This is a genomic window from Lentihominibacter faecis, from assembly GCF_014306095.1.
Classification (GTDB): Bacteria; Bacillota; Clostridia; order Peptostreptococcales; family Anaerovoracaceae; genus Lentihominibacter; species Lentihominibacter faecis.
The window spans coordinates 1-3,637 of record NZ_JACRWC010000005.1; the positions used below are offsets into that span (position 1 = coordinate 1).

4 protein-coding genes and 2 pseudogenes are annotated in these 3,637 nt (G+C 50.6%); 3 read left to right on the forward strand and 3 right to left on the reverse strand.

Annotated features, from left to right (window positions below; translation table 11 throughout):
• The 3 genes and pseudogenes from H8876_RS00245 to H8876_RS00255 form a co-directional block, all read left to right on the forward strand.
• Nucleotides 1-314: pseudogene (locus H8876_RS00245) on the forward strand (elongator complex protein 3); the annotation flags it as partial.
• Nucleotides 315-343: 29 nt separating this feature from the next.
• Nucleotides 344-607: an ACT domain-containing protein gene (locus H8876_RS00250; protein ID WP_177264331.1), complete on the forward strand. Its 264-nt coding sequence runs from the start codon at nt 344-346 to the stop codon at nt 605-607.
• A 21-nt stretch (nt 608-628) separates the two neighbouring features.
• Nucleotides 629-1,987 (forward strand): PFL family protein, encoded by a 1,359-nt coding sequence (locus H8876_RS00255; protein WP_249286070.1) that lies wholly within the window; start codon nt 629-631, stop codon nt 1,985-1,987.
• Nucleotides 1,988-2,102: 115 nt separating this feature from the next.
• Here the strand turns inward: H8876_RS00255 and H8876_RS00260 are convergent, their stop codons facing one another.
• The 3 genes and pseudogenes from H8876_RS00260 to H8876_RS00270 all read right to left on the reverse strand — a co-directional run.
• Nucleotides 2,103-2,408, reverse strand: coding sequence for a hypothetical protein (locus tag H8876_RS00260; RefSeq protein ID WP_249286071.1), 306 nt, complete (start codon nt 2,406-2,408; stop codon nt 2,103-2,105).
• A gap of 103 nt (nt 2,409-2,511) precedes the next feature.
• A complete protein-coding gene (gene pdaA, locus H8876_RS00265) occupies nt 2,512-3,321 on the reverse strand; it encodes a delta-lactam-biosynthetic de-N-acetylase (RefSeq protein ID WP_249286072.1) in 810 nt (269 codons plus the stop codon).
• A gap of 117 nt (nt 3,322-3,438) precedes the next feature.
• Nucleotides 3,439-3,637 (reverse strand): annotated as a pseudogene (locus tag H8876_RS00270) (tRNA threonylcarbamoyladenosine dehydratase); the annotation flags it as partial.

The window sequence follows — 3,637 nt, forward strand, 5'->3', positions numbered from 1 at the left end:
GCACCGATTTGATTACCGAGGGCGAAGCCGTCTGCGGTCATACATTTCACCCTGCGTTCCGACAGCTGGTAGAAGGCGAACTGGCGAAAGAATCCCTGGAAAACCAATTGCTTCAGCTGCTTGAGAACACCAAAAAAAATCAAATGCCAGCAGGAGAATTTGCATTCAGAAGCAACGGTCATTCCTTCTCTAATATGATCGGGAATGCCAAAAGAAACAAGCTGTACTTTGCAGAAAAATATCCGGGCATAAAAATACGGTGGAAAACTGACCCTGCCCTTGAAGACGGGCGGTATACTGTGCTAAAATATTAAATTATTACCAAAACTACAGGAGGGGAAATATGAAAGCAGTCATTACCGTTATTGGGAAAGATATGGTAGGCATCCTGGCAAAAGTCAGCACTGCCTGTGCCGAATCAAATGTAAACGTTGTAGAAGTAACTCAGTCGATCCTGGACAAGTATTTTGCCATGATCATGCTGGTGGATATCCAGCACATGGAATGTTCTCTGGATGAACTGAAAGAAAGCATCCTGCAGGAAGTGCCGACTATGACCGTTCACGTAATGCATGAAGACATTTTCAATTCCATGCATCGAATTTAAGGACCGGGGGAGGTAACTGCAATGCTAAACATGAAAGATATCATGGAAACCATGACCATGATCCAGGAGGAACATCTGGATATACGAACCATCACCATGGGGATCTCTCTGCTGGACTGCTGCGATACAGATATCGACAAGTCCTGCGAGAAGGTCTATGAAAAGATCTGCCGTCTGGCCGGCAACCTTGTTCAGACAGGGGAAGAGATCGAAAAGAAATACGGTATTCCCATCGTAAACAAGCGAGTTTCCGTAACACCGATCGCCATGCTGACAGCAGTATCCGGCGGTGATCCGGTCAAGTACGCTCATGCCCTTGACAAGGCGGCAAAGAAGATCGGCGTCAACTTCATCGGCGGGTATACTGCTCTCGTGCAAAAAGGTTTTGCGGCCGGCGACAGGGAACTGATCGAATCCATTCCACGAGCACTGGCAGAAACGGACTTCGTCTGCTCTTCCGTCAATGTTGGTTCCACAAAAGCCGGCATCAACATGGACGCTGTCAAAATGATGGGCAACGTGGTCAAGGAAGCATCTCAGCTGACAAGCGACCGGCAGTGCATCGGCGCTGCCAAGCTGGTAGTCTTCTGCAATGCGCCGGAAGATAATCCGTTTATGGCAGGCGCGTTTCATGGCGTAGGAGAACCTGACTGTGTCATCAACGTAGGCGTATCCGGTCCTGGCGTTGTGCGGGCAGCTCTTTCGAAGCTTCCGAAAGACGCACCTCTTTCCGAAGTGGCGGATCTCATCAAGAAAACAGCATTCAAGATCACCCGTATGGGACAGCTGGTCGGAAGCGAAGCCTCTGCAAAACTGGGAGTTCCGTTCGGGATCATCGATCTGTCCCTGGCTCCGACTCCGGCAGTAGGCGATTCGGTAGCTCACATTCTGAAAGAGATCGGACTTGAGCAGTGTGGGACTCATGGTACCACAGCGGCTCTGGCCATGCTCAACGATGCAGTGAAAAAAGGAGGCGTTATGGCATCCTCCAGCGTAGGCGGACTTTCGGGAGCATTCATCCCGGTATCCGAAGATGCAGGCATGATCGATGCCGCAGAGGCTGGTACACTTACACTGGAAAAGCTGGAGGCCATGACAGCAGTGTGCTCCGTAGGACTGGATATGATCGTGCTCCCGGGTGATACCCCGGCTGATACCATCTCCGCTATCATCGCCGATGAAGCAGCTATCGGTATGGTCAACTCCAAGACAACGGCAGTCCGCGTGATCCCTGCCATCGGCCACGAAGCCGGCGAAGTCCTGGATTTTGGAGGACTTTTGGGAACTGGTCCGATCATGAAGATCAACCGCAAGTCCTCATCTGTTATGATCCAGAGAGGCGGCAGGATCCCGGCCCCTATGCAGAGTCTGAAAAACTAGATTAGATAAAATCGTGTGCTGACAGGCGCACACTAAAACAGCAGGTGTCTCGCAATGAGAAGTACCTGCTGTTTTTATTATAGTCTTAAATCCAAGGGATCACATGTGTAGACGGCTAATCGCCGCAAACCCAGACAGGATGGCAGGATGTTCCGCAGCCGCACGGCTGAGGCGGTCTGCCGCAGCCACACTCCGGATTTCCACCAGGTCTGTATGGCGGTTTTTCACAGCCATCATAATACCCGCAGCCACCATAATGCCCGCAGCCGCCAGGTCTGTACGGTGGTCTGCCTGGATCGCTGCAACCACCAGGTCTGTACGGTGGTCTGCCAGGACCGCTGCAACCGCCGTGCTCCCGCGAATCTCCGCAGACGCCTTTGCATCTCTCAGACGTCCATTGGGACGAAGTTGTGCATCTCATGAAAACACTCTCCTTTCACTCGTATGGTATATACTATGAAGGAGCAGGTATTCCGGTTCCGGTTTTTCTAAAATTCCGGAAACTTCCCGCAGACTCAGATGACTTATGTCAGCTGATCCACGCGTTTGAAAGAATATCCCTTGTCTTCCCACTTGGTCAGCAGTTCATCCAGCACCTGCGCATTGGTTGCCGATGTGCTGTGAAGGAGCACGATTGCCCCCGGATGGATCCGTGGAACCATCTTTTCCAGTGCTTCTTCCCGAGTCGGCTGATCTGACTCATACCAGTCTACATAAGCCAGACTCCAGAAAATCGTATGATATCCCATTTTCTTTGCCATCTTTAAATTCGATTCGCTGTACTTACCCTGTGGCGGTCGATAATATTTTTTCATCTTCTTGCCGGTCGTTTTTTCATAAAGATCCTCTAGTTTGGATAGTTCCTGATGAAATGCCTCTTCCGTTGCGATCTCCGACATGTCAGGATGGGTAAAGGTGTGATTTCCTACCAGATGTCCTTCCTTCACCATCCGCTTCACCAGATCAGGACTGGTCTCGATGAAATTTCCCACCACAAAAAACGTCGCCTTGACGTGATGCTTTTTTAAAGTATCCAGGATCTTCGCCGTATGACCGTTTTCATAGCCGGCGTCAAACGTCAGAAACAGCTCTTTCTTATCGGTATCCTCCGCATAATAAGCATCGAATTTTTTCAGATAATCCATGGTCGCATTCGCCACCGGCGGTTCCCCCGCCTCCTGAAAACTGAGTCCCCAGTTGCCGTCTGCCGCCGTATTGAGACTCTTTTCCTGCAGCACGCCCGCCGCTGTAAAGATCCCTGCTCCCAGCACTACCGCAGCAGCCAGCACTCCTGCCGCCCGTAAAAACCGTTTTTTTCGAATCATAATAATCATAGCCTCACCACCCAGAACAGTATATTTCCCAGAGAAAGAAAAAATTCCCCGAAATACAGAAATCTTTTTCCGCATCTCGAGGAATCTGTTTGCGATTTTATGGATTCAGCGATTTCATTATGCTTTGATCAGATCCTTAACGACTTCGCCCGCCAGGATCAGTCCCGCCACAGATGGCACGAAAGCACTGCTGCCCGGCACCTGTTTGCCATGAACGCGAGCGTCTTCACCGCACGCTTCGTAGTCCGGTGTCAGCGGGACTTCTTTGGAATAGACCACTTTTAAGTGCTTCACGCCTCTCCGCAAAGGGTTAGCG

What these genes read in the sequence shown, in the direction of transcription:
- H8876_RS00255 (WP_249286070.1), top strand. Translation starts at nt 629, where the DNA reads ATGCTAAACATGAAAGATATCATGGAAACCATGACCATGATCCAGGAG.
- H8876_RS00250 (WP_177264331.1), top strand. Translation starts at nt 344, where the DNA reads ATGAAAGCAGTCATTACCGTTATTGGGAAAGATATGGTAGGCATCCTG.
- pdaA (WP_249286072.1), bottom strand. Translation starts at nt 3,321, where the DNA reads ATGATTATTATGATTCGAAAAAAACGGTTTTTACGGGCGGCAGGAGTG.
- H8876_RS00260 (WP_249286071.1), bottom strand. Translation starts at nt 2,408, where the DNA reads ATGAGATGCACAACTTCGTCCCAATGGACGTCTGAGAGATGCAAAGGC.